At 42.2% G+C, this 22,078-nt stretch carries 25 protein-coding genes and 2 pseudogenes; 13 read left to right on the top strand and 14 right to left on the bottom strand.

Translation table 11 applies throughout. The features are described from left to right. The first annotated feature begins 269 nt into the window (after positions 1-269). Together MKP07_RS14665 and MKP07_RS14660 are read left to right on the top strand one after the other, a co-directional pair. The gene (locus tag MKP07_RS14665; RefSeq protein ID WP_240847861.1) at positions 270-515 is read left to right on the top strand and encodes a DUF2752 domain-containing protein; all 246 of its coding nucleotides are present in this window, start codon (positions 270-272) and stop codon (positions 513-515) included. Next, a complete protein-coding gene (locus MKP07_RS14660) occupies positions 481-843 on the top strand; it encodes a TM2 domain-containing protein (protein ID WP_240847860.1) in 363 nt (120 codons plus the stop codon). Before MKP07_RS14665 ends, MKP07_RS14660 begins: the two co-directional genes overlap by 35 nt. Here MKP07_RS14660 and MKP07_RS14655 read toward each other — a convergent pair. Beyond that, positions 836-2,920 carry a TonB-dependent receptor gene (locus MKP07_RS14655; protein WP_240847859.1) on the bottom strand — a complete coding sequence of 695 codons (2,085 nt, stop codon included), beginning with the start codon at positions 2,918-2,920 and terminating at the stop codon, positions 836-838. The genes MKP07_RS14660 and MKP07_RS14655 overlap by 8 nt on opposite strands. Positions 2,921-3,102: 182 nt before the next feature. Between MKP07_RS14655 and MKP07_RS14650 the strand changes: the two genes are divergently transcribed. From MKP07_RS14650 to MKP07_RS14615, 8 genes are all read left to right on the top strand, one after another. Beyond that, on the top strand, positions 3,103-3,285 hold the full coding sequence (locus MKP07_RS14650; protein WP_240847858.1) for a hypothetical protein: 183 nt from the start codon (positions 3,103-3,105) through the stop codon (positions 3,283-3,285). Continuing rightward, complete coding sequence (locus MKP07_RS14645; protein WP_240847857.1) at positions 3,285-3,629, top strand: hypothetical protein; 345 nt, start codon at positions 3,285-3,287, stop codon at positions 3,627-3,629. The genes MKP07_RS14650 and MKP07_RS14645 overlap by 1 nt, the downstream gene beginning before the upstream one ends. Positions 3,630-3,664: 35 nt before the next feature. After that, positions 3,665-4,270: a DUF3298 and DUF4163 domain-containing protein gene (locus MKP07_RS14640; RefSeq protein ID WP_240847856.1), complete on the top strand. Its 606-nt coding sequence runs from the start codon at positions 3,665-3,667 to the stop codon at positions 4,268-4,270. 162 nt (positions 4,271-4,432) lie between these two features. Next, complete coding sequence (locus MKP07_RS14635) at positions 4,433-4,915, top strand: hypothetical protein (RefSeq protein WP_240847855.1); 483 nt, start codon at positions 4,433-4,435, stop codon at positions 4,913-4,915. Positions 4,916-5,024: 109 nt separating this feature from the next. Beyond that, complete coding sequence (locus tag MKP07_RS14630; RefSeq protein ID WP_240847854.1) at positions 5,025-5,627, top strand: FAD-dependent monooxygenase; 603 nt, start codon at positions 5,025-5,027, stop codon at positions 5,625-5,627. 31 nt (positions 5,628-5,658) lie between these two features. Continuing rightward, a complete protein-coding gene (locus tag MKP07_RS14625) occupies positions 5,659-6,597 on the top strand; it encodes an NAD(P)/FAD-dependent oxidoreductase (protein WP_240847853.1) in 939 nt (312 codons plus the stop codon). A gap of 336 nt (positions 6,598-6,933) precedes the next feature. Next, positions 6,934-7,308, top strand: coding sequence for a TetR/AcrR family transcriptional regulator (locus tag MKP07_RS14620; protein ID WP_240847852.1), 375 nt, complete (start codon positions 6,934-6,936; stop codon positions 7,306-7,308). Beyond that, positions 7,268-7,582, top strand: a complete 315-nt coding sequence (locus MKP07_RS14615) for a hypothetical protein (RefSeq protein ID WP_240847851.1) — start codon at positions 7,268-7,270, stop codon at positions 7,580-7,582. The genes MKP07_RS14620 and MKP07_RS14615 overlap by 41 nt, the downstream gene beginning before the upstream one ends. A gap of 28 nt (positions 7,583-7,610) precedes the next feature. Here MKP07_RS14615 and MKP07_RS14610 read toward each other — a convergent pair whose 3' ends face one another. The 5 genes and pseudogenes from MKP07_RS14610 to dtd form a co-directional block, all read right to left on the bottom strand. Next, the gene (locus MKP07_RS14610; protein ID WP_240847850.1) at positions 7,611-9,404 is read right to left on the bottom strand and encodes a hypothetical protein; all 1,794 of its coding nucleotides are present in this window, start codon (positions 9,402-9,404) and stop codon (positions 7,611-7,613) included. A gap of 3 nt (positions 9,405-9,407) precedes the next feature. Further along, entirely contained in the window at positions 9,408-9,926 is a 519-nt protein-coding gene (locus MKP07_RS14605; protein ID WP_240847849.1) for an RNA polymerase sigma factor, read from the bottom strand. 141 nt (positions 9,927-10,067) lie between these two features. Beyond that, entirely contained in the window at positions 10,068-11,069 is a 1,002-nt protein-coding gene (locus MKP07_RS14600) for a YihY/virulence factor BrkB family protein (protein ID WP_240847848.1), read from the bottom strand. Between the two features lie 6 nt (positions 11,070-11,075). Next, positions 11,076-11,420, bottom strand: a complete 345-nt coding sequence (locus MKP07_RS14595) for a nucleotide pyrophosphohydrolase (protein ID WP_240847847.1) — start codon at positions 11,418-11,420, stop codon at positions 11,076-11,078. A gap of 1 nt (position 11,421) precedes the next feature. Continuing rightward, positions 11,422-11,873 (bottom strand): annotated as a pseudogene (dtd, locus tag MKP07_RS14590) (D-aminoacyl-tRNA deacylase). Between the two features lie 293 nt (positions 11,874-12,166). Between dtd and arfB the strand changes: the two are divergent. The 3 genes and pseudogenes from arfB to MKP07_RS14575 all read left to right on the top strand — a co-directional run. Next, positions 12,167-12,619: pseudogene (gene arfB, locus MKP07_RS14585) on the top strand (alternative ribosome rescue aminoacyl-tRNA hydrolase ArfB); the annotation flags it as partial. Between the two features lie 54 nt (positions 12,620-12,673). Further along, entirely contained in the window at positions 12,674-13,420 is a 747-nt protein-coding gene (locus MKP07_RS14580) for a 3-keto-disaccharide hydrolase (RefSeq protein ID WP_240847845.1), read from the top strand. A 39-nt stretch (positions 13,421-13,459) separates the two neighbouring features. Then, positions 13,460-14,797: a Gfo/Idh/MocA family protein gene (locus MKP07_RS14575; protein ID WP_240847844.1), complete on the top strand. Its 1,338-nt coding sequence runs from the start codon at positions 13,460-13,462 to the stop codon at positions 14,795-14,797. A gap of 73 nt (positions 14,798-14,870) precedes the next feature. On the opposite strand, the gene MKP07_RS14570 is transcribed toward MKP07_RS14575, so the two are convergent. The 8 genes from MKP07_RS14570 to MKP07_RS14535 form a co-directional block, all read right to left on the bottom strand. After that, positions 14,871-15,959, bottom strand: a complete 1,089-nt coding sequence (locus MKP07_RS14570; protein WP_240847843.1) for a hypothetical protein — start codon at positions 15,957-15,959, stop codon at positions 14,871-14,873. Next, positions 15,959-16,528, bottom strand: a complete 570-nt coding sequence (locus MKP07_RS14565) for a DUF4998 domain-containing protein (RefSeq protein ID WP_240847842.1) — start codon at positions 16,526-16,528, stop codon at positions 15,959-15,961. The genes MKP07_RS14570 and MKP07_RS14565 overlap by 1 nt, the downstream gene beginning before the upstream one ends. 23 nt (positions 16,529-16,551) lie before the next feature. Then, positions 16,552-16,779 (bottom strand): hypothetical protein, encoded by a 228-nt coding sequence (locus MKP07_RS14560; protein ID WP_240847841.1) that lies wholly within the window; start codon positions 16,777-16,779, stop codon positions 16,552-16,554. Next, the gene (locus tag MKP07_RS14555) at positions 16,740-17,621 is read right to left on the bottom strand and encodes a DUF4959 domain-containing protein (RefSeq protein ID WP_240847840.1); all 882 of its coding nucleotides are present in this window, start codon (positions 17,619-17,621) and stop codon (positions 16,740-16,742) included. Before MKP07_RS14555 ends, MKP07_RS14560 begins: the two co-directional genes overlap by 40 nt. Positions 17,622-17,861: 240 nt before the next feature. Further along, complete coding sequence (locus MKP07_RS41180; RefSeq protein WP_240847839.1) at positions 17,862-19,262, bottom strand: RagB/SusD family nutrient uptake outer membrane protein; 1,401 nt, start codon at positions 19,260-19,262, stop codon at positions 17,862-17,864. Next, positions 19,229-19,816 (bottom strand): RagB/SusD family nutrient uptake outer membrane protein, encoded by a 588-nt coding sequence (locus tag MKP07_RS14545; protein ID WP_240847838.1) that lies wholly within the window; start codon positions 19,814-19,816, stop codon positions 19,229-19,231. The genes MKP07_RS41180 and MKP07_RS14545 overlap by 34 nt, the downstream gene beginning before the upstream one ends. A gap of 12 nt (positions 19,817-19,828) precedes the next feature. Beyond that, complete coding sequence (locus tag MKP07_RS14540) at positions 19,829-20,728, bottom strand: SusC/RagA family TonB-linked outer membrane protein (protein ID WP_394803569.1); 900 nt, start codon at positions 20,726-20,728, stop codon at positions 19,829-19,831. Positions 20,729-20,883: 155 nt separating this feature from the next. Beyond that, positions 20,884-22,077, bottom strand: a complete 1,194-nt coding sequence (locus MKP07_RS14535) for a SusC/RagA family TonB-linked outer membrane protein (protein WP_240847836.1) — start codon at positions 22,075-22,077, stop codon at positions 20,884-20,886. Position 22,078: the final 1 nt, after the last annotated feature.

Genomic DNA, 22,078 nt, shown 5'->3' with positions numbered 1-22,078 from the left:
TTAAAACCCGATTGATAGTAATTGACAGACGATAGACCGTGAACGATGGTTTATCGTCTGTTTTTTTATGAACGAAGTCATCATCCTTTTCGTCTTACCATTTCCAATTCACATTTCACCGCCATTTAATCACAATTCACCGACCAGCACTATGCCGCGCAGGCTGCAGTGATTAATTTTATGTTATAATTTTAAAGCACAATGCTCAGGTTTTTAAAAAATATAGCGAGGTAATCCTTTGGAACGGTGCCCTGATACTGCTGGGGGTTATGAAAGTGGATAATACCACCTCGCTTTGCATTTTAAAAAACCTGGGGTTTACCTGGTGCCCGGGCTGTGGGCTCGGTCATGCCATACATTATGCCCTGCATTTTGATTTTCAAAGATCTATACAGGAACATATCTTAGGCATACCCGCCACCCTCATCATTTTTTATCAAAGCTGCAAAGCAATATATACAATCAACAAAACAAACAACTATGGACCAGCAACAACTTTTACGAATGTTTCCTGATATGGAATACGATGAAATGGCAACGATCATGCAACTCACCCAAAATATGACCGAACAGCAGCAACAAACCTTCCTGGCCATTTTCCAGGGCAAAAGGAGAGATCGCACATTAATGCTGGTGCTTGCATTACTAGGGTTTGTAGGCTTTGCCGGTATACACAGGATCATTACCGGGGATATCGGGCTGGGTATTTTATACTTCTTCACTGCGGGTCTTTGTTTTGTGGGAACGATCGTAGACCTCATTAATATTAAAAACATTACCCTTACCTATAATCAGAAAATGGCTTACGAAGCCGCTAATATGGCGGTAGCTACTTTCAGGTAATCTTATCACTTGTAAGAAAATGCCGCTCCCGCATAATAGTTTCTGCGCGGGGCGGCATTGTAATATCGGCCCGAAACCGCGATATCGTTACCCAGGCTATAGGCTTGATTGAGCAGGTTATCTCCCCCACATAAAAATCAACCCTGAGTTTTTTACCCGTAATTACATATCCAATTTTTCCGGCTACTAAATGATAAGGGCTGGCGGAAACAGTATTTGCATCATTCAAAAAAATAGCAGATGCGCTGTAATAAGAGCCTATCAGATAAAACCCATTCCTTAAATAAGCATCGCCCCAAATAGAAAAGGTGTTAGATGGCACACCCGGCAATGTCTTGCCGGAAAAATCATTTCCATCTTTCTCAAAATGAGCATACCTGAAATGGCTATAAGTATAGGCGGCTGTAAGCCATCCTGTTTCAATAAATGAACTGCGGCGAACATAATTATACCCGGTAAATAATTCCACTCCGTTTTGTCGCGCCCCCCCTGCATTTGTAAAATAATCTGCGCCCGACTCATCGCGTCGCTGCACTAACGCGTCCTTCAAACGAAAAGCAAACACACTGGCTTCCATTTGTAAACGAGGTAAAGAATGAATCTTCCCTATCAATTCATAATTCCAGCCTTTTTCTGCCTGCAGCGATGTGTTAATAATACCTGTAGAAGGTAATAGCTCTGCTATTGTTGGAGGTGAAAATGATTTAGAAGCCAATACGCCTATACTATTGTTGCCACCAAATGCTTTAGAAACAGCGAACCTGGGTATGAGCTCGGTACTGAAAGAAAACGGCTGGTTTAAAACAGGATAATCACTCAATCGTTCAAAAGCGATCCGGTTTTTATTATAACTTAATCCGGCGCTATAACTCCATTTATTAGCGGTAGCGAACACCAGCTGGGAAAAAACGCTGTACACCGTGGTTTGTACATCGTCATTGGTTTGCAGCGTATCTGCAACGCCTAATTTATTGCCCGATACTTTTATATTAAAATTACCCGATTGCAGCTCAGCACCATTTTGCCAATCGATATGGTTACCGTTGTCGTATTTTTTATCCAGTTTAAAAATCGTTCTGGCTCCAAAATGAGGCTCGTTACGCATTTCATAATTCCTGACAGCGCTATTTTCAATGCGGTTGTAAGAGCCATAAATGGTTGTGCTATTGGAGAAAACTGAGTTGAAGCTGTTTTTATACCCAATGCCTGCAGTAAAATTGCGTTGAAATATGGCCGCTTTGGCATTTATAGCCGAAGGAAAAATACCCGCGGCCGGCCTTGCAGATCGTGGATTAGTCTGAAACTCGCTCAGGGTAAGTCCTCCGGGCGTTTGATAATACATATCAGTAAATAAAACATGAGCACTTAGCTGCTGCTTATCCGATATGTTGAATTCACTGCTTAACGAGAAATGATCGCGGCGCATCGCTGATTGATCCCGGTAACCATCGGTTTCGTTATGCGAATAGCTAACTCTTGAAGCCATCTTTTCACCTGCAAGAGTACCTGAAGCAAACAGTCCCTTCAACTGGTAACTACCCCTATTAGGTCTAGTGAGGCCTCGTTTGTTTTTTAGCGGCCTGTTCCTGATCAGTACCTGACCTCCCGTACCTGCCCCATAGCTGGTATTAGCGGTGCTTTTTACAAAAGTCATGTCCGAAAAACTATTCAACGTAAGCTGGTTAAAATAGGTATTACCTCCCGGATCAGTTAACGGAATATCGTTCCAGTAAATTTTTACATTTCTTACTCCGAAAGGAGACCTAAGGGCACTCCCACGCATGTTAAGCCGGTAACTACCTGGTGATCTTTCTTCCATCCGAACACCCGGCACCGTATTGATGAGGTTCAGCATGGTTGCCTTATTGGTGGGAGGCTCCAATAAACGTTTCTTTACAACCGCAGCAGTCATTGCGTTGTCAAACCGGCCTTCTGCAAATACGGTGTCCTCAGCTAACACCTGGCCCGCCTCTACCGGCGTGACCTGCGCAGCCGACCACAAAGGAACTGACAATAGTAAGCAAACTACCAGGTAGCGAATATCTAAAGGGCTATTGGCTAAGGAAGACCTACTCAAAACTAAACTGCAGAAAACATTATACTTCATCAAATTGGTAAACAGAAAAACGATTTAGAGGCGTAAAATTAAGGTAGCCTGTTGTAATTTTGCCGCGGTTTCCAACAATTATGTTTAGGCCATTTATGGCATGAATTTTTGTAGAACAATAATGATTTTCAGAACGATCCAAACCTTATTATATGTATAACCGGATTTTTATCAGCTCCATTTTATTACTGGCTTTGTTTGCCTGTAAGAATGAAGACAAAAAGCCTGCTGATACAGGTACAGCTTCAGAAGACAGTGTTTTAACAACGCAAAGGCTTACAGACGCTTATTTTTTAAAACTCTGGAAGGCACCATTGCCGGGAAACCGGTGGTGATGAATATCGTAAAAGCGGCAGATCGCATTGATGCCAATTACTACTATACAGAACAAGGGCAAACTATCTTCCTTTCCCGGAACTGGGAAAAAACATCCGGAGATAGTATTTACCTGATAGAGATCACGAACATAACATCGGGCAAATCACCTTCCCTGGCTTTGGCCATTTCGGGCGATGGCATTAAGGGAAGCTGGACCAGCGGCGACGAAACAAAATCTTACCCTATCGACCTGAAGGAATCCACTATTCAACCATCCGTAAATGTGGTGGCAATAGGTGCGGTTGACTCCGCCCAATACCTTAAGTTCAAAAAGATACGCCTACGCTTAAAACATCAGTAACTGTTATAGCCGCAGCTGATAACAACCAGGCATGGTTGAATGAGCAGGTAAAAAGCTTTTTAGGCAGTGATAAGAAAAACAATGCCGGGCAATCGATGCAACAAGTAGTAAGCAACCAGGTACAGCAGGCGGTTGCCGGCTATACTGCAGAAGTAGATAGCAGTATTGTTGGTATTGCAGATGATGGTCCTCATTATTTCCTAAACCGGGAGTATGAGAGTATCGGTAATGTAATATATAATCAAAACGGTTACCTGGTACTAAGCATGTATAGCTATGCTTATACCGGTGGCGCACATGGTAATTATGGAACAAGCATGTATTGTTTTGATGCTACTTCCCAAAAGCAGTTATCGCTGCAGGATCTGCTATCCATAGATTCGACAACCATGCAGCAACTCCTGGAGCAAAATTACCGGAAGCAGTATGCGGTTCCGGCCCCCACCCCTTTAAATACCCGACTATTTGTGAAAAGGCTGGAGCCCAATGATAATTTTTATTTCTCCCCTAAAGGTCTCGGATTCTCTTATTCGCCTTATGAAATAGCCTCTTACGCAGATGGCGAAATCAAAGTATGGATACCTTTTACCGAGCTAAAGCCTTACCTGAACACCGGCTTTGCGAAGCGTATGAATTTGTAGAAATTTTTTATTGCTTTAACAATTCGGATAGATTCGGATTGGTTGAATCCTGCTATCTTTAGCGCAAATGTTACGGCTGCTGTTGTTTTCCTGCTTTTTAACTGTTACCCTGGCGGGTGCTGCGCAAGTGCCTGATTTTATTTCTGTAAGAAAGAAAATGGCGTGCCGGTAAAAAACTATTATGCCGGAGTAAACATCTCGTTTCTTGCGGTTGACGGCAGGCGCTACGATGCCCTGATCCATAAAATTGCAAATGACAGCATTTACCTGCGTTATTTCACTACCGCTCCTTATACCAATCTTTTCGGCACCGTTAGTTATGATACGGTAACTACCTATATTTTACAGCTTCATTATAAAGGCATTAAATATATTAATACACCCAAGGCCAGCTATCGAAACCATTATCTGGGCAAGCTTGGAGGAATGGCAGCCATTGGCGGGTTTGGTTATACCGCCCTGAATATTATTAATGGCCTGATAGAAAAAGCCGACCCTTTACTGGATGACCGGAATGCCAGAAATGTGGCCATTGCCACAGGCGTGGGCGGTACAGGCTTCTTACTAAACCGGATTTTCAGAAGCTCAAGAAAGGGAAACCGCTATAAAATAGTGTACGTAGATATGAGCGTAGATAAGCCCTGATCTATCCCTCTGATAACTGCACCGCAATGCCGGTTAAAGCCCGCTATGCCACATTCCATTTTTCTTCTTTTCTTTGTAGAAATTCTTCAGGATAAAAACCTGACAACACATGCAGAAAACTATTCAACTCAAATTATCTCCACAGGAGGCAGCTGACCATGCTTTCATTTTACAGCAAATAGCTGTCGGTGAAAATATTGATCCAGCCAGCGTTACAGGTTTCACTATATTAAAGCATTCGATAGATGCCCGTTCCAGGCAGCCCTGGTTCAATTTAAAAGTGAATGCTTTCATCAATGAGCCTTACCGGCAACGGGAACTTCAGTCCTTTTCGTTTAAGGATGTGAGCAAGGCGGATAAAAAAGTTATTGTGATAGGGGCCGGGCCCGCCGGGCTGTTTGCCGCACTTCAACTGATTGAAGACGGTATACAACCTATTGTACTGGAACGCGGTAAAGATGTGAAATCGCGCAGGCGCGACCTGGCGGCCATGAACAAGGAAGGGATTGTAAATCCTGAAAGTAATTACTGCTTTGGAGAAGGTGGGGCCGGTACTTACAGCGATGGGAAGCTGTACACCAGAAGTAATAAGCGAGGCGATATCGACCGGATATTAAATCTTTTCGTACGTTTTGGAGCTGAAGAAAAATACTGTACGAAGCTCATCCGCATATTGGTACCAACAAACTCCCCAAGATCATCACAGCCATGAGAGACCAGATCATTGCCTGCGGGGAGAAGTATTGTTTGATCAAAAAGTTGTTGACTTTATTATTAAGGGGGATACGCTTAAAGGTGTCATTACACAGGATGGCAGTAAAATAGAAGCAGCAGCTACTATTTTGGCTACAGGCCATTCTTCCCGTGATATATTTTATTTATTGCATGAGAAAAATATCTTAATTGAAGCAAAGCCATTTGCATTAGGTGTTCGCGCAGAGCATCCCCAGCGTTTAATCGATACCGCTCAGTATAAATGTGACACAAGAGGCGAATATTTGCCTCCCGCATCTTACAGCCTGGTACAACAGGTATACAATATAGGCGTATTTAGTTTTTGTATGTGCCCGGGAGGTATTATTGCTCCGGCAGCTACAGGGCCCAACGAAATCGTAGTAAATGGCTGGTCGCCGTCTAAGCGAAATAACCCTTATGCCAATTCAGGCATCGTAGTGCAGGTACAGCTGGCTGATGTTATTAAAAATTCAAAATCTACTGATATTGATTCTCTTGCTTTATTAAATTTCCAGCAGGATGTGGAGCAAAAAGCGTTTGAGTCGGGCGGCGGTTCCTTAAAAGCCCCGGCTCAGCGGATGGTTGACTTTTGCACCAATAAGTTTTCCTCTACTTTGCCCGATTGTTCTTATTTGCCGGGTATCAATAGCTCAGACCTGAGCATGGTACTGCCTGGCTTCATACACGGTGCTTTACAAAAAGCATTTGTTGAGTTTGGTAAAAAGATGAAGGGATACTATACCAATGAAGCCATTCTGGTAGCAACCGAATCGCGCACTTCATCACCCGTGAGAATACCAAGAGATACAGCTACACTGCAACATCCGCAGATTAAGAACCTTTATCCCTGTGGTGAAGGCGCTGGCTATGCGGGCGGCATTGTAAGCGCAGCCATGGATGGTGAGCGGGTAGCCAGGAGTATATATCAAATAATAGCCACCAACTAGCATCACGTATATTACTGGCTGCAGGTAAAACTTACATTACCTTATCGTTATCACCTATAACAAGGTTAGCAGCCTTATGTGTAATAGCTTTCTTAGCTACTCACACAACATCTTTTCATAGAACTTAGTAACGGCACAAAGAGACTCAGGGAGCGGCCCCTGAGTTTCACTAAAATACAAATTAGCGAAGAGATTTAAAAATATTTTTTCACCAAACAGGGACAAATATAAATCTGGTTCCCACAACTTTTATTCCATATCAGATGATACCGCCCTCTGCAATTATTTTGCGAGGATTGAGAAATCCATCGATATTTGGGAAGTAAATCAGTTTACATGAAAAGGAAAACGCATCAGGGAAAAATATACGACAAGGAAAAAACAAAGCAAAAGCTGATCAAAGCTGTTGGAAGTATATTGATCAAAGAAGGCTTTCAGCATATAAAAATCAACAGGATCGAAACTGTTTCAGGTGTTTCTAAAAAACTGATTTACCGCTACTTTGGTGGCCTTGAAGGACTGATCAAAGAGTACCTGGAACAAAGAGACTTCTGGAATATCCAGATAAAACAAATGGAAGGCACCTCCTACGACACAACCACTCCGCTCGAAAAAGAGGAGATCGTTTCAATTCTGGAACAGGACTTCCGTTTTTTGAAAAATCCCCGAAATGCAAAAGATCATCCTTTGGGGTATCAGCGAAAAAAATAAAACATTAAAAACGATAGCCAATAACAGGGAGCTTTTCGGAGCGCCCGTTTTCAAAAAAGCTGACCTCGTATTTAAAGATAGCGATATTGATTTCCGGGCTGTTTCAGGCACTATTGTATCTGCAATTTATTATATGATCCTTCATGGTAAAATACTGGGCACGACAGTCTGCGAAATAGACATCACTAAAAAAGAAGGTAAGGAGCGCTATTTAAATACGTTTAAGAAAATAATAGAGCTCTGCTACGAACAGGCAACCGATACCAAAAAATGACCGGCATACCTCTGGCATTTAATTTCTCCTATCGCCCCCAACCAACTGAAAGCTGCACGCCTGGCGTAACGTCTTTAAAAAAGCTATTGAAATACATAAATGGTCTTACAGTTGCTGCTCCATATTTAATACCACCGATACCCAAACGAAAAGTATTTTTCTCAAAAAAATCTCCTCTTCGTTTAACCAGGTAGGAGGCGGAAAACGGAGCATAAAAGCTTAACTTATCCGGGCTAACACTTCCTCTCCGGTATTCATATAAAAAGCCGACAAAATCGTTTCGGTAGGTTTTTAGCTTATCATCCGGGCCTTTATCAAACAAAAAGACGGGTTCCCAATATAAAGCTAAACGAAGTATCCTTCTGTAACCCTGGCCTTTGAAATACAAATCAATGCTCGTATTAAAAGATGGGGCCATGTAGCTCTTGAAATTTTGAAGATCCGCACTTACAGAAAAAGACAGATTGTTCATCTTACGGTTTTCAGGTACTATGTCTCCTTCAATTTGGTTGTTAACGATACGAAATGTGCCTTTATACCTGGAAGCAAGACCTACCATATTGGGCTGGCCTTGCTTTCCGCCAGAATTCTTACCTGTAGTACGCTCCTCCTGTATTTCCTGATCAACCTTCTTAATAAAATCATTTATCAGATCAGATGTAATGTAAGCCCTCAGGTCTTCTATTTGGTTTACGCGGAATGAAAAAACGGCTGCCTCGTTAATTGTCTTAGGCTTTCTTGGATAAATATTAATGGTATCCATGGTTCTTTTAACCCTGTATGCCTTGCCATCAACCACAGATAATGCTTTGCCCGTTTCAGCTCCGGGAATAACAGTCAGCCCGTTTTTACCGCCCGGGTTATAATAGTATAACACCTTGTTGGAGATGTAGGCATTGACGCTATCTTTGATCACATCATAATTATCGAAAAAAGATTGAAGGATGCTTTTAAAATCCACACCATTGTCGATGGTTTGCGCATCATGTGCATATACAACCAGTTTATTCGTTCCCCCAAGATCAAGTGTAATACCTTTAGCGCCTTCTTTTTCAAATAAATCAGCAGGCATTTCCCAATAGGTTTTTTGCGCATTTAGCTGCAACCCCAAAACGAGTAAGCTTATCGCTATCACAATACTTTTCGATTTCATAGTATTAAAAATTTCTGGTTGAAACATTGGCTGGTCAGAAGAGTATTTCTCCGTCGTATATTCTTGCTGTTCACCTCTGCTGATAAAAAAATGTTTGAGTTTACTTTGCTTAGGTTCGGTTTTCACTACGGCCGATACCATGGCCAGCAGCTTTTCTTCTGAAACGATCTCCAGCGGTTTATTGTTCGGGCTTTCCCTTTGAGCGATAATTACAGGCGCCTTTTCAATATTCACATCCTTTTCCCGGATTAACGTCTGCTCATTTGGAGCAACAGGCTTTTCTTTTGCAGCTTGTAGTTCCTGAGTTATTACAGGCGCTTTTTCTCTATGCCTTGTTAAGTGGTTTGAAGTTTTTTGTAATGCACGGATCTCATTTGCACTATTCATGCTTTTCGTTACCGTATCCGCAATTATGGGCTCTCTCTGCTTTTGAACTTCTATTCCAGAAACGGTTACCTTATGATGCTTAGGCTCATTATATTCTTGTTTCAAAAAACAGTAGCCTGCTACCAGGACCACACAAGCGGCAGCCACGCCGGCGATCATTTTTATTATCCTGTAACGGCCTCTACCCTTGCGTTGTTGCAACTTATCCCAGCCACTGTTTACATTATAGCCATCCAGGCTATAGTCCTCTAACTTTCTCCTTATTTCGTCCAACTCATTCATGATCTATGTTTTTAAAACAAATTGCTGCAACAGCTTTTTCGCTTTATTCAATTGCGACTTTGAGGTTCCCTCAGAAATGGATAATTCCGAAGCAATTTCTTTGTGGCTCAGTCCTTCCACTACAAAAAGATTGAATACCGTCCGGTAACCATCAGGAAGCTCCGATATCAACTTAAATAATTCATCAGCCGCCAGTTTATCTAATATACTTTCCTGATCCAAGGGAACGTCTGCTGTAAGTTCATTCCGCGTATAGTTAATCTTTAAGGATCGCAGGTACATCAGGCATTCATTAATCATAATTTTTTTGATGTAGGCCTTCAGATTTCTTTCATCAGAGTACTCGAACACAGCAATACGGGAAAAGAACTTTTGAAAACCGCCCAGCATCAGGTCTTCAGCAATATGCCAATCTCTTACATACCTGACACAAACAGCCATCATAAGCTTTGCATAGCAGTCAAATAATTGTTTTTGCGCCCTGGCATTCCCATTTTTACATTCACTAACGACTATTTCCAAAATGCTTTACTTCAGGTTATATGATAGTATAAATGCTGATCAGGTAAGAAAGGTTGCCTGGAGAAATTTATTTTCCTGAAAACAAAAGCAAACCCGCCTGGTAAAAATGTCTGGGATGACTACTGCAGTTACTAAAAGGAGTTATTTTTTGTGAAGGTTAGCCTCAGGATCAATCTCCATTACAACATCATGTTCATGCGCTGCCACCACTTTATCATTATGTAGATTTTGAATAGAATCTTCGTGTTCTACTTCTACCTGCTCTACCCAAACAGCGTATTGATTCGGATAAATATTCATATCGTTATGTATAGCAAACACCCTTGTAAAAGCAGCGCCGAAATAAAGAATAACCGCAGAGTAATACACCCAAAGCAATATAACGATAATGGATCCCGCAGCGCCATAAGCAGAGGTCATTTTATTGTGGCCCAGGTAGTAGCTGATCAAAAACTTACCGAACATAAAAAGTATAGCAGTTACAATTGCCCCTGCACGAACAGCTTTCCATCGGATACGTGCATCCGGCAACACTTTAAAGATCAGCCCGAATAGAAAAGAGATAATCAGAAAAGTAATACCAAGGTTTAACAGGTACGCAATAGTTACTTTTGTTTGGGGAATATTTTTAGTCAGCTGATCGATAAAAATATCCATAAGTCCATTTACCAATAACGATACTAACAGCAGAAAACCTAAGGAAATGACCACAGAAAATGACAACAGCCGGTCAATGATCAGCTTTAACCAACCCTTACCTTTCTTGGGCCTAGTTTTAAGACGCCATATTACATTAATGGAATCCTGTATCTCGGCAAAAATGCTCGTGGCTCCAAAGATTAGTGTACCTAATCCTACGATGGTTGAAAAGCCCTTGCCGGTAATGTCACTTGAAGCTTCCCGAATCGTTGCCTCAATTTGCACCTTTGCATCTCTGCCAACAAGGCTTTGTATTTGACCGTAGAGGCTTTCCCTTACTGAAGCATCATGCCCTGAAAAAACATCTGCTATCCATAATACTACGATCAGCAAGCCAGGAATAGAAAAGATGGTATAGTAGGCCAATGCTGCACTTAATTTAAAAATGCGCATATCGAATATTTCCCCAACTGATTGCTTGATGATAGTCCAGGTCTTTTTCATGAACCTTTATTTCAATTTTGTATTATTGGCATGCCGTTCCGCATCTCTTATCGTTTTCTTGTCAAAGTTTTTATTCAACGCCTCCGTAAGATTAATGCCTGTTTGATTGGCAAGGCAAAGCACTACCCACAAAACATCGGCCATTTCGTCGCCAAGCATTTGTTTTTGCTCCTCTTCGGTATAAACTTTACCATTCTTATAAGATTGTTCGCCATAAATGCGTGCCATATGCTTTGACAGTTCGCCTACTTCTTCCGTTAAAATAGCCATATTGGTTAACTCACCAAAATATTTAACGCCGATGGTTTTTATCCATTGGTCTACCTGTTGTTGCGCTTCGTTGATCGTCATATTATTCTTTATTCTTTGTATCGATAATAATAGTCACCGGGCCGTCGTTAATAAGCTGTACCTGCATATCGGCGCCAAATACGCCTGTTTGTATGGTTTTGCCCAGGTCATTTTGTAGCCGGGCAATCATCTGTTCATACAGCGGTACTGCCACAGGCGGTTTACTGGCCTTAATGTAGGAGGGCCGGTTACCTTTTTTGTGGATGCATGTAAGGTAAACTGGCTTACTAATAATATATCGCCCGCTACTTCTTTTACTGATAAGTTCATTACACCATCGGCATCATTAAACACCCTTAACTGCGTTATTTTTTGACTCAGCCATTGAACATCTTCCTCATTATCCTGGTCTTCAATACCCAGCAATATCATCAGGCCATTATTAATAGCAGCCTGAACGGTATTATCGATAGTTACCGATGCACTTTGCACTCTCTGAATCACCACTTTCATCTGTTCATTTTTTATAGTTTATTTGTCAGACGCCCGCCTGTTGGCAGGCAGGGAATTCGCCAAATAATCATTGTCCTGGATATCTAGGACATTTACGGCTCATTTCATGTATGCAAAATATACAATCTAATGTCCCTTGTAAAATTTATTATTGCTGCAGGAACCCTGTTGCAGGATTTCCCAAAACGATGAAAACCTTCCCGGGATTCTCATTCCTGGTTTGCATTCGTTTTAGGATTGAAAAATTTCTTGTAGGTTTAGCCTGACAATTGAATATTATGGATGTATCAAAAGAAATTCTTTTCAAAACGACCCGTAGTGGGGGCAAGGGAGGGCAAAACGTAAATAAAGTAGAAACAGCGGTATTAGCCAGCTTTCATATCGATGACTCCGCACTATTATCAGCAGCTCAAAAGCAACTGTTACATGAGAAGCTGGCGAATCGTATCAATAACGAAGGATATTTATGGGTAAAGTCAGAAACCTATCGCACCCAGCTGGAAAACAAAACGGATGCGACAAGAAAAATAAACGAAGCTATTGCCAAAGCTTTGCTTAAAAAGAAGTCACGTATTGCTACCAAAGTGTCAAAAGCTTCTATTGAAAGAAGGATCGAGTCGAAAAAAGAAAAAGTATTACCAAAGACAATAGAAGAAAATATCGCGGTGATTAGCAGACTAAGGAAATTGTTCGCTATTTTTAGGAGGTTGCGAATAAACAGGCTATCTGAATATTCCTTCTTTTAACATGTAGTGCCATTTATTATGAAGTTCAAAACAGTAACAAATCCGGTAATCTGGATGTTTATTCTTCTTATGGGAAGCGCTTTCGATACTTTCGCCCAAAAGAAGAAAACCCTCAATTTACTCAATAAAGAAAATGCTTCCCAGTGGCGTGGCTACGGTGGTAAAACACTTCCTCCCGGTTGGATATTAAGCGACAATATGCTTTGGGTAGATAACGATAAGATCAATGAAAAAGTAAATGATGTTTCTTATAAAGGCAGCCGTGATATTATTTTTTCCGGACGGGAGTTTGAGTATTTTGAATTGACCATAGACTGGAAAATCGGTAAGGGAGGCAACAGCGGCATCTTTTATCATGTAAAGGAGGGATACGGTGGCCCATCCAATATCTCGCCTGAATACCAGCTGATTGATGATGAGAATTATGCCAGTATGCATAGTAATTTAAAAGACTACAACGCCCAGTTCGGTGCAAAACATCCCGAACAGTTACAGGATTGGCAAAAGACAGGCGCCGACTATGCCATGCACCCGGCTGATGAAAGCAAAAAGGTATTACACGCCGCAGGTGAGTGGAACACAACCAAAATTGTTGTAGCCCCCGGCAAAATTGAACACTGGTTGAATGGTGTTAAAATAGTGAGCTTCAATCCTGATTCGGATGACTGGAAGACCCGGAAAAACTCCGGCAAATGGGCTAAAAGCCCCGACTACGGTAAGTTTAAAACCGGCTATATCGGTCTGCAGTACCATGGCAGCTCCTTATGGTTCAGAAATATAAAAGTAAACCCTCTTAAATAAATATCATCAACGAAAAGCCATTATTAAAAACAAAAACTGATGAAAAGAATAGAATTTATAAAAACTACTGCGGCCGGTAGTTTAGCATTTCTGCTACCATTATCTTCCATTGCTTCGGGAACCAAGAAATTAAGAATTGCCCAGGTTGGGTTGGGAATGATGGGCACAGCCGATTTAAAAGATATTGCTTCGCACCCTGCGGTAGAAGTAGTAGCACTCTGCGACGTGGATATGAACAAGATCAATGCAGTAAAGGGTACCTACGCAGGTGCAAAGATATTTACAGATTACAGAGAGATGCTTAAAAGCATTGGCGGAGAGATAGACGCCGTTGTAGTATCAACGCCCGACCATGCTCACGCCCCAGTCGCCCTTATGGCTATGGAAATGAACAAGAACGTTTATTGCCAGAAACCGCTTACCCACTATATTTCTGAGTCGCGCAAAATGGAAAAGGTAGCAGCCCAGAAAAAACTTGTTACACAAATGGGTATCCAGGTACATTCTTTTTACGATTATAAATTAGCCAGCATACTTATTCAGAAAGGTATTATCGGGAAAGTTAAAAAAGTAATTGCCTGGTCGCCAAAAGTTTGGGGATACGACGGACCTGAGCCGGAGGGAAGCGATCCGGTACCCGATGGATTGGACTGGAACCTGTGGCTGGGCACCGCAAAGGAAAGACCTTATAAAAAAGGATTTTATCACCCGGGAAACTGGCGTAAATACCTTGACTATGGCTGCGGAACCTTGGGCGACATGGGCGTTCATATTTTTGACACACCTTATAACGCTTTAAAGCTGGGTGTTCCTTTAACGGTGAAAAACGAATGTCGTGCGCCTAATGGTTTCGGTCATCCTGAGAAAAACCACGTAGTATATGTTTTCCCCGGTACACCTTATACGGCTAAAACACTTGAGTGGGTTTGGTATGATGGTAAAAGCGCACCGGAATTACAGGATGAGTTAAAACTTCCTAACGGTGAAACATTACCCGATCAGGGCGCTATGTTTATTAGTGAAAACGGGCAGCGCCTTTTATTACCGCACTTTATGCAACTGCCCAAACTAATTATCAATGATGCTTACCAAACCATTGATATCAAAAAGTACGACACTAAAGGCGAAGCAGGTAAACCCACAGTAAGTTATGACGTTGAGGGGCAAAAACATTATCATGAGTTTGTAGATGCCTGCCTGGGTAAGGCCAAATGTAGTGCCCCCTTCTCCTACTCAGCCAAGCTAACAGAAGTTATATTATTGGGCGTTATAGCCGCTCAATTCCCCAATAAAACTTTGAACTGGGACGGAAAGAATGCGCGGTTCAAAGAAACCGAAGCGAATAAATTTCTGGAAGGACAGTACCGTAAATTCTAATAAAAGATTGATCCATTAAAAGAGCCCGTGATTGAAAAATCACGGGCTCTTTGTATTTATTAGAGGACTGAAGTTATTTTGAAAACCTGAAATTCGAAAAGTAGTAAACGATATCCTGTGTGGGAGCCCATGTGAGGGAAGGCTCACCTCCAATATTGATAGCAATAACCCGATTATGTTTACCTACGCTTTGTGAAAGGTCTACAGTTATATCTGTCCATGTTTGCAGGTTAGCATCACTAATAGTAAAAGCATCTTTTCCATACTCCCATAATTGTTGACCAAAAGCGCTTTCGGTAGTGAATGCAAATGAGTAGTTCATAATTCTCATCCACAACCTGTTATACGGAGCATAAATGCCAGAGATTGCAGACTTTGGCGGACCATAAACTTTAAACTTCAAACTCCTATAGTTGGCCATTTCAAATTCATACTCTTTTGGAATTTGCAAAACCAATGTCCCGTTTTTAGCCCTCAAGGTTGCCTTAACTACATTTTGCAAACCCGTGCCCGCGGGGTAACTGGCCGCAGGTGCTTCTACATCTAATTTCCAGTTGGCATCCTGAACTACACCATCCAATAAAAAAGGCTGTAGAGGAATCAAGGCCTCATCAGGCTGCCCTACTACTTCAACCAAACCTCTGGCCACATAAGGCGCCAGCTGATTGTCTATCCCCATTGAGTTTGCCCTATATTTAACTTTAGTAAGTGTACCTAAATCTAATAAATCCAACAGGTACTGGGTACTGGCTGCCGGCATATCTCCTGCACGGCGGGTAAAGGGCATAAATGGACCTCTACCTATTGTATCCAATACGCCGTTTCTATTGTAGGTATTGCTAGTCATTTGAAAAATGGAGCCTCCGGTTAAATCAATTTCTTTAAGTCCGGGAAAATAGAAAAGATCCTGCAGAGTTACTGTATGTATTGGGAAGGTTAGTTTTTGAACACTGGCTGCAGCATCAAAAACAAAAGAAGATATGCCGTTAGCTGTCAACAGTCCCAATTCAGTTGGTGTAAACGAAGCAGAGCCTACCGGCGTGTTAACCTGTATGGTACGCGTTGTCCACACCGTATCCAATATAGGAACGCCATTCACCCTTGGAATGACCTTGTAACTAAAGTCAATGGTAGATGCGGCCCCTGCATTCAAATTGGCCATTAACACTCTGGGATTCTGGGCACGTTCACCCTCCCTGGTAACTCCCCTTTATCTTTGTACGAATATTTAAGGCCATAATAATTAAGCAGCGCTGTGCTAAGATTGCCAGGCCAGGTAAATATAGCGGCAGATGGGGCTGTAAGCGCCTGCGGAGAAGTGATCACCAAATTGGACAGATCAGTTTGTGTATAAGGTATTAGTGCGATCTGTTGCGGTACCGATACGTTACCCTCATCATCTTGCGTATATACCCTGAAGCGATATAGTTTTGAAACTTTAAGATCTTTTATATTGAGCCAGGAAGCCAGCGTATCTAAAACAATTTTTTTGTCATCATATTCTACTATTGTTTTTACTGCTTTACCAAGCTTAACCTGACTGGCTGGTATCCTACCCGCTTTTATCAAATCTATTTCTACACGTTCATACCCGATCCTGCCAATAATTGTATCATATTTTCCAGGGTACACCACTTCGCCGGCATACTTCTCTATATTATCATACATTTTGCTGCATGACATTACTACCGTAAGAACAATCAGCAGGGTTAAATATATCTTGCTATTCATAATATTGATGTTTGAAAGGGTTCTTATTGAGCTTTTTTGCCGTAGAGTGTTATTTCCGAAAGACAGTTAGCATCGTCGAGGGTATAATTTCCTGAAAAACCTTTAACAGCTTCAAAACGGAACTTGCGGGTAGCTTTAGTGTAACGGGGATTATCAGGATACATGTAAGCCATATCGCCCGCTTCTCCAAACTTCACAAACTCAAGTTCTGTTAATCCAACCGGAACCGGGATTTTATAGTCTTTAAACACCTGCTCCCATTTTTGAGTGGGTTCATCCCATATATATACATTATACATCCCATTCTCTCTGTACGGTAGTATTGTCCGCGTGTAACATTAGCTAATCCACCCGAATGTCGCTGCGTTGTTATGATACGGCTAATCTCATAATAACCTCCCAGGTCAATAATAAAATTCCATGGCATATTACCATCCGCGGAACGACCTGTTTTACCCCGGCTCTGTGTATGCAGGAAGTTCAGGTTATCTCCCCTATCTATGATATCGTCGATTACCTTCAGCGATCTTCCTTCAAGGCCATTCCCGAACATCATAGGCACTCCGCCAACCGAATCATTAGGATTGGGTATAGTCCACCCCTGCTTGGGGATTTTGATATCTTCCAGTAAACCGAACTCTCCTTTGTCAACAAATTCAGTCGCATTACCGTAAGTGTCCTCTACTTTCACTTTCACCTTCACCTTTTCATTTGATGGAAGAACCAGGTTATTAATGAAACGCCGGTCTGCAGGTAGATTAGATGAAAATACGCTGGTGAGTTTTCTCGCGCCGCCTCCCTGGTTGAACTCGTACTCTACATAAACATTTATGTTCTGTTTTAATTCATTTTGCCAATCAAGAAAGAAAGAACTAAATCCTGCTTTTGCCTGGATGGTTTTAGCTACCCGGGTATAGGCCGGCTCCATCGGCGTAACTTTTACATCAAGCGCATCACTTCTATTACCCGACCTATCCACTGCATATAGCTGCACGGTGTATTCGTCCATGCTTCCAAAGCCGTACACATCCAGGGAGTCGATGAAATACGAGGACATAAATGTAAAGGATTGATTATTTTTATTGGTATACACTGCCTCTACGCCAAGGAGGTCTTCATCCTTGGGTATAGTATAAAAAATCTCGCTCCTCCAAACAGTGGTTTATATTGCTTCAACGTTACTTTTCCGGGAGGTGTGCTATCTCCATTTGCGTTCTCAAACCGGTCTGCTTTACCACACCTTACAAAAAAGCCAACACAACGAGCGCCGTTGCTATAATCAGTTTATTTCTCATATCGATTTATTATTTATGCATCAACAAAACCGGTGGCTTTACCAGCCGGGATTCTGAATTAATTTTCCGTTAGTGTTCATTTCATTCAAATCTATCGGCCAGAGGCAGTCTGTGATGGTAAACCTTCTTGGCTGTTTATCCTGGAGTACGAAAAAAGTAGCCGCTGTCGTACCGGTATGTGTCCATCCCTTGATGGGCAAAGAAAACGCCGTAACAGCTCTTTTATGGCGGAGCATATCCCAAAAGTATTGTCCTTCAAAAGCAAACTCTATCGATCGTTCCTGCAAGATGATGTCGCGTAATCCTTCTTTGCTGAGATGCTTACCGGGGCTCCTGCATAAGCTGGGATCAGCCCAAACCACTTGAACTTCGGGCACGCCAGCACGACGTCTTACCTTATTGATCTCCTCATACACTTGTCCGCTTGGACCGGAAGACTCGTTCAAAGCCTCCGCCTTCATCAGGTACAGGTCGGCCATACGCACCAGTGGATAAGGAAATTTTATTGTCCGCTGCCAGGCCCCCGATTGACTTTCTGGATGCACAAATTTCTGAACACCTATACCTGTAGCAATATAATCGGTGTTATTTACAGATGAGTTAAAACCACCATCGGTACCAGAGAACATCATGGTATTAACACGCACGATATGAGCCCTCCAGTAACCAGCGGTTATACCCAGATTAGCATAAAAGCGGGGCTCCCGGTTGGTATACAACCGAATGGTTTGTGCACCAGGCTGCATAATTCCCAGCAAAGGCGTGTACTCAGGTGCAGCGGCTCCCGGTGTAGTTATAATTTCATGCATAGTGCTTTTATCGAAAGTCTGATCTTCCTCAATAGGCAACCCGTTTTTAGTGTAATAACGCTCGGCCATTTGATAAGAAGCGCCCATCCACTGCCATGAAAATGCAGCGGTGTTTACAACTCCCTCATAACCTGCCGGAAGTCTGATATTGGACGAATGAGCGAATTCACCCTGGTCATAATAATTAAGATTAGAGTATCCCCATACCAGCTCCTCATTCCATGGATCAACTACCAGCATCCTGAGGTTATATAAGGTTTTCATATTATCGCCATTACGGGTAAATGCATCGCGATCATAAGCATAAGGTTCCCTTGTATATTGGTATAAGCGCTTACCGTTGGCTTCGGCAGTAGTGATGGCATCGTTAACAGCATCTAATGCTTCTTTCCATTTTTCCTGCTTATATTCTACGTCAAAAAATGGCTTGCCATCTGTATCCATGAAATCTCCAAAATATTCCCTGTTACCGTTAAAGAAAGGGCTGGCTCTGAAGAAGAGTACTTTAGCTTTTATAGCTTTGGCTGCCATTTGATCTATCTGGCCGGCATTATTAGCGTCTGTGCGCTCTACCAGATCAGGTATAGCTTCATTGATTAGACCCAGAATGTACTGAAAGCATTCTTCCACTTTCCTTCGGGGAGAAACAGTTCATCCGGCTGCGACTCAGGCTGTGCCATTTTATCGGGAATAACAATCGGCCCGTAATGCTTTACCAATAAAAACATGTAGTAAGCTTTCAACATTTTTACCTGTGCCTTCCATTCTTTTATTTCGGCCTCCTGCATATCACGTACTTTGTCAATATTGGCAAGAAATACATCCACCTGGCGTATACCCCTGTACAAGGGCTTTCCACCTTCTGTTCCTGACCAAAAACCCAACTGTGGAGCTGTTTGAGACTGTAACCCGCGCATAATGCGCATAGCGCGTAAATTACCGGTATTGTCGTTAAGATCAAGACGGCCCAGCCACTCGTCACCCAACGTCCATGTACTTAAATGGGTATCATCATCCCTTGGGATGAAGTTATAAACTCTCGCAAGCGCATTCCATGCGTCTGTTTTGGTATCATATATGTCTTCCACCTTTAGCGTGTTATCCGGCACTACATCCAGATACTTTTTACAGGAAATAGCAGCAATTAGTATAATAGCTAAAACAGTTGTATTAAAAAGTTTCATGTGCTGTTTTTTTTAAAATGTCAATTGAATACCGGCGTTAAATCTTCTGTTGGTTGGATAGCCCAATCCCCTGTCTCTCATTTCAGGATCCCAGAGTTTAAACGAGGAAAAAACCAGCGGGTTTTCTGTGCTCAAATAAAAGCGGCTACCTTCTTTAACTCCAAGGCGTTTTAGCTTTCTTAAGCTGTAACCTAACTCTACAGACTTTAATCTCAGAAACGACCCATCGCGCAGCCACCATGATGACTGTTGAATATTGTTCTCAACCGGGAAAGTAGATAGCCTGGGCCAGAAAGCATGTACATTAGGATTGGTCTCGCTCCAGTAATCATCACCTATAATTTGCAGCGCATTTCTCCTGTTGGCAAATGGAGCAATACCAGCCCTATCGTTATTACTGGTTGCAGTGGCATCGATAAAGAATGAAACCCTGGCACTTCCGTTAAAGAAGAAAGCGAAGTCGAACATTTTATAAGCCGACGAAATACCAAAACCATATTGAATTTCGGGCACCTGCGGAAACCCTAATGGCACCCTATCATTAGAATTAACAATGCCATCTCCATTCACGTCTTTGTATTTAATATCACCAGCCAGATAACCGCCAAAATCCTGTTTTGGAGAGTTCCGTATTTCCTGTTCATCTACAAAAAGTCGTTCTGCAATCAATCCCCATTGCTGGTTGATATTCGAACCAAGCCTTTTAAGATATTGATCAGGGAAATTTCTTTCATCCAACTTCACAAATTTATTAGTGGCATAGGTAAAATTGGCCCTTGCCGAAAGCCACAGATCGCCAAAGGTTTTGGTATAATCCAATGAACTTTCAAAACCTCTGGAAAGCACTTCTCCTACGTTACCACTGATCGGAGCTTCAAGCCCGGCTGTAGCAGGAAAGTTCTCCCGCCTCATATATATCCGACTCCGTCTATCCTGATAAAAGTCCAGAATAAACTTTAAAGACTCACGCATAAAATTCACGTCAAGGCCCAAGTTTATTTTTTCGGACTGCTCCCATGTAATATCAGGGTTTGCATAACGGTTAATAACGTACCCTGCATAAGAATTCATAAAGGAAGTACCCCACCTGTAACCAGAATTGATGGAAGATGCTCCCCGGGAAGCGAAACATCAGACAGGAAATAAAAACGGTCGGCCCGGCCAGCAATAGCATCATTTCCTACCAATCCCCAGGAACCTCTCAGTTTAAATGTACTGATCGCATCTTTCAACGGCTCCCAAAAGGACTCATTAGAAACAGACCAGCCTGCTCCCACGGTGGGGAAGAAACCCCAACGTTGACTACCGGTGAATTTTTCAGACCCCATATAAGAATACCCAAACTCCAGCAAATAGCGACGATCATAGGTATAGTTGGCACGCCCGGAGTTTCTTACATTTTTCTCAGGCAATGCTTCAAAGATAGAAGTGCTGGATCCAGATGTAAGCAGGTTTTTTTCCATAGTTCCTACGGTTGTAAGAGCTACCGAATGTTTATCAAAAGTGCGTTCCCAGTTAACAATAGCCTCGTAATAATAACGACCACTTGAGTTTCTTCCAGGGATGATATTACCTAGGTATGGCTGCCCGGTAGTGGGGTTCAGAGGAAACAACTTATAATTGCCGCTGATGGGATCATAAGATTCCAGGTCGTAGTAATAAGGGCTGTACAGACGTAATCCTGAATAGGCTCCAAAAGTATTGGCAGAAACCCGAACCTGCGCTTTTAAACCTTTTAACACCATTCCCAGGTCCTGTTGCAAAATAGCCTGTGCGGTGATATCTGTTTCATTCCGATCTTCATAACCACGTACCATTTCTGCGTAGGGATTTATTTTAACCGCGCCTCCCACAAAGCTGTTTCCAAACAGTGTATGTTGGGTGAACGTGTTCGCAGAATCTGGCTCATATATTGCCGGGAAGTCTACCGGGTTGGTGTTCATCACCATACGGAAAAGCGTTGCAGCCGGAACAGCGGGACCATTATACCCCATAAAACGGCCCTGTATACGCGTATCCAGTTTAGTAGTAGGAGTTAATTTAAAGATCACATTGGAGCGGATAAAATAGCGTTCAATATTAATATTGTTACTGTAGTTCTTAGTCTGATCTGTCTTCAGCAAACCCGATTCCTTATCCATACCCATTGATACATAGTAAGTGGCAACCTGCCCACCGCCTGACACGTTTGCATTGGCTTTCATATTGGTAACCGAACGGTTAAACATGGTATTGTACCAATCAATATTGGGGTAGATCATT

Source organism: Paraniabella hibiscisoli (assembly GCF_022512515.1).
Classification (GTDB): domain Bacteria; phylum Bacteroidota; class Bacteroidia; order Chitinophagales; family Chitinophagaceae; genus Niabella; species Niabella hibiscisoli.
The sequence above is the reverse complement of the archived record's forward strand: the minus strand, read 5'-3'. Positions and strand labels throughout refer to the sequence as shown.

What these genes read in the sequence shown, in the direction of transcription:
- MKP07_RS14665 (WP_240847861.1), top strand. Translation starts at nt 270, where the DNA reads ATGAAAGTGGATAATACCACCTCGCTTTGCATTTTAAAAAACCTGGGG.
- MKP07_RS14660 (WP_240847860.1), top strand. Translation starts at nt 481, where the DNA reads ATGGACCAGCAACAACTTTTACGAATGTTTCCTGATATGGAATACGAT.
- MKP07_RS14650 (WP_240847858.1), top strand. Translation starts at nt 3,103, where the DNA reads ATGTATAACCGGATTTTTATCAGCTCCATTTTATTACTGGCTTTGTTT.
- MKP07_RS14645 (WP_240847857.1), top strand. Translation starts at nt 3,285, where the DNA reads ATGAATATCGTAAAAGCGGCAGATCGCATTGATGCCAATTACTACTAT.
- MKP07_RS14630 (WP_240847854.1), top strand. Translation starts at nt 5,025, where the DNA reads ATGCAGAAAACTATTCAACTCAAATTATCTCCACAGGAGGCAGCTGAC.
- MKP07_RS14620 (WP_240847852.1), top strand. Translation starts at nt 6,934, where the DNA reads ATGAAAAGGAAAACGCATCAGGGAAAAATATACGACAAGGAAAAAACA.
- MKP07_RS14615 (WP_240847851.1), top strand. Translation starts at nt 7,268, where the DNA reads ATGCAAAAGATCATCCTTTGGGGTATCAGCGAAAAAAATAAAACATTA.
- MKP07_RS14610 (WP_240847850.1), bottom strand. Translation starts at nt 9,404, where the DNA reads ATGAATGAGTTGGACGAAATAAGGAGAAAGTTAGAGGACTATAGCCTG.
- MKP07_RS14600 (WP_240847848.1), bottom strand. Translation starts at nt 11,069, where the DNA reads ATGAAAAAGACCTGGACTATCATCAAGCAATCAGTTGGGGAAATATTC.
- MKP07_RS14595 (WP_240847847.1), bottom strand. Translation starts at nt 11,420, where the DNA reads ATGACGATCAACGAAGCGCAACAACAGGTAGACCAATGGATAAAAACC.
- MKP07_RS14580 (WP_240847845.1), top strand. Translation starts at nt 12,674, where the DNA reads ATGTTTATTCTTCTTATGGGAAGCGCTTTCGATACTTTCGCCCAAAAG.
- MKP07_RS14575 (WP_240847844.1), top strand. Translation starts at nt 13,460, where the DNA reads ATGAAAAGAATAGAATTTATAAAAACTACTGCGGCCGGTAGTTTAGCA.
- MKP07_RS14570 (WP_240847843.1), bottom strand. Translation starts at nt 15,959, where the DNA reads ATGGCCAATTTGAATGCAGGGGCCGCATCTACCATTGACTTTAGTTAC.
- MKP07_RS14565 (WP_240847842.1), bottom strand. Translation starts at nt 16,528, where the DNA reads ATGAATAGCAAGATATATTTAACCCTGCTGATTGTTCTTACGGTAGTA.
- MKP07_RS14545 (WP_240847838.1), bottom strand. Translation starts at nt 19,816, where the DNA reads ATGAAACTTTTTAATACAACTGTTTTAGCTATTATACTAATTGCTGCT.
- MKP07_RS14540 (WP_394803569.1), bottom strand. Translation starts at nt 20,728, where the DNA reads ATGAGGCGGGAGAACTTTCCTGCTACAGCCGGGCTTGAAGCTCCGATC.
- MKP07_RS14535 (WP_240847836.1), bottom strand. Translation starts at nt 22,077, where the DNA reads ATGATCTACCCCAATATTGATTGGTACAATACCATGTTTAACCGTTCG.